Raw genomic sequence first — 1,855 nt, forward strand, 5'->3', positions numbered from 1 at the left:
GCCTTGTCCTGATTTAAAGTTAATCCACTATAGTTCCGCTTCAAGGTCGTCTGAAAACCGGACAATCAGGTTTTCAGACGACCTTTCGTCAAGCGAACGGGTATAATACCTCTCGTTTCCCATCCCGCACACACAAGGAATCCCCATTATGGCAGCCTCGCCCGAAGCCAAGTTCACCGAAGAAAAAGTCCTGTGGATCAAACACCATACGCCCAAGCTGATGACTTTTGCCATCAGCCGCCCTGAATCCTACCGCTTCTCGGCAGGACAGTTTTCGCGGCTTGGGTTTCGCGACGGCGAAGGCTTTATCTGGCGCGCGTATTCCGTCGTGTCCGCCGAATACGCCGACACGCTCGAATATTTTGCCGTTTTGATCGAGGGCGGTCTCATGTCCGCGCGGTTTGCCGCGATGAAAGAGGGCGACACCATACTGCTCGACAAAACCGCTACGGGCTTCCTCCTGCCCGAACGCTTCCCCGACGGCAAGGACTTGGTCATGCTCTCCACGGGTTCGGGCATCGCGCCTTTCCTTTCCATCATCGAGCAGCCCGAAATCTGGCAGCGTTTCGACCGCTTGATTTTGGCGCACTCGGTTTCTTTCGCCGGCGAACTGATTTTCAGACGACGTGTTGAAGCGTTGAAAGACCATCCGCTGATTAGCGAGCATTTCCACAAATTCCGCTTCGTCCCCATCACCACGCGCGAGGAAACCGAAGGCGCATTGAGCGGCAAGCGCATTCCCGAGCTGCTGAAAAACGGCAGCCTCGAAGCATACGCGGGATTCAAGTTCACCAAAGCGGACACGCGCTTTATGGTCTGCGGCAATCCCGCTATGGTCAAAGACACGTTCCAAGCATTGATGGACTTGGGCTTTGCTATGCACCGCAACCGCATCCCCGGCGAAATCATGATGGAAAACGGATTTTGAGCCTGATGATCCGGTAAGGTCTTAATATAGTGGATTAACTTTAAACCAGTACGGCGTTGCCTCGCCTTAGGCTCAAAGAGAACGATTCTCTAAGGTGCTGAACGTACTATCTGTACTGTCTGCGGCTTCGTCGCCTTGTCCTGATTTAGAGTTAATCCCCTATAGAAGCAAAAGAGGTCGTCTGAAAAACGGTTTGCCGTTTCAGACGACCTTTTGTTTGAATGAATGGTTTTGCAGCCCTCGGTGTGGGGCGCGGCTGCTTATTCTTCATGCGGTTCTTCTAAATAATCATCCGTCTGTTGTTCGCGGGATTTCTTTTCTTTGTCCTTCTTTTTATCCTTGTCGGGAATGGCGGCATTGATTAACGCGCCTGTGCCTTTGACGGCGATTTTACCTGCGGTCATGACGGTGGTGGCGGCCAGATTGACGGCGCTGGTGACGATACAGCCGCTGAGTGCCAAACTGAGGAACACGGGAAGTAGAAGGACTTTTATGGTCATCAGTGTTCGCATCCGCATTGATGGTCGTGGTGTCCGCCGCTGCATCTGGAAGCCGCTTCGTGCCAGCTTTCGTCGTCGCCGTCGAATTCTTCCATTTCGTCAAATTCCCCGTTTTCAACCAGTGCGACAAGTTCTTCGAGGCTTTGCGCGCCTTCAACCCAAAAGCAGGGAATATCGGGCGGCGTATCGGGGGCGAGTAGGGCGGCGGTTTGGTCATGCCACGCAATCCAATAGCCGTTTTCGGTGTGGACGAATTGGGCATCGGGATGAATGGTTTCTCCGGTCGTTCCGACCAGCATTCTTTCGGCAATGTCGGCTTGGTAGGGTTGAATCTGCATGATGGGTTCCTGTGAACAAAATCAGCTTTTATTGTAACGGAAAATCCATGGCGGATTATAGTGGATTAACTTTAAACCGGTACGGCGTT

At 52.6% G+C, this 1,855-nt stretch carries 3 protein-coding genes; 1 reads left to right on the forward strand and 2 read right to left on the reverse strand.

Annotation, left to right across the window (positions count from 1 at the left end):
* The first annotated feature begins 148 nt into the window (after nt 1-148).
* Nucleotides 149-928 (forward strand): ferredoxin--NADP reductase, encoded by a 780-nt coding sequence (locus HMPREF3050_RS03935; protein WP_070773553.1) that lies wholly within the window; start codon nt 149-151, stop codon nt 926-928.
* A gap of 260 nt (nt 929-1,188) precedes the next feature.
* Here HMPREF3050_RS03935 and HMPREF3050_RS03940 read toward each other — a convergent pair whose 3' ends face one another.
* Entirely contained in the window at nt 1,189-1,428 is a 240-nt protein-coding gene (locus tag HMPREF3050_RS03940; RefSeq protein ID WP_070773555.1) for an NF038104 family lipoprotein, read from the reverse strand.
* Nucleotides 1,428-1,766, reverse strand: a complete 339-nt coding sequence (locus tag HMPREF3050_RS03945; RefSeq protein WP_070773557.1) for a general secretion pathway protein GspG — start codon at nt 1,764-1,766, stop codon at nt 1,428-1,430. The genes HMPREF3050_RS03940 and HMPREF3050_RS03945 overlap by 1 nt, the downstream gene beginning before the upstream one ends.
* Nucleotides 1,767-1,855: the final 89 nt, after the last annotated feature.

The sequence above is a fragment of the Neisseria sp. HMSC065D04 genome, assembly GCF_001815675.1.
Lineage (GTDB): Bacteria > Pseudomonadota > Gammaproteobacteria > Burkholderiales > Neisseriaceae > Neisseria.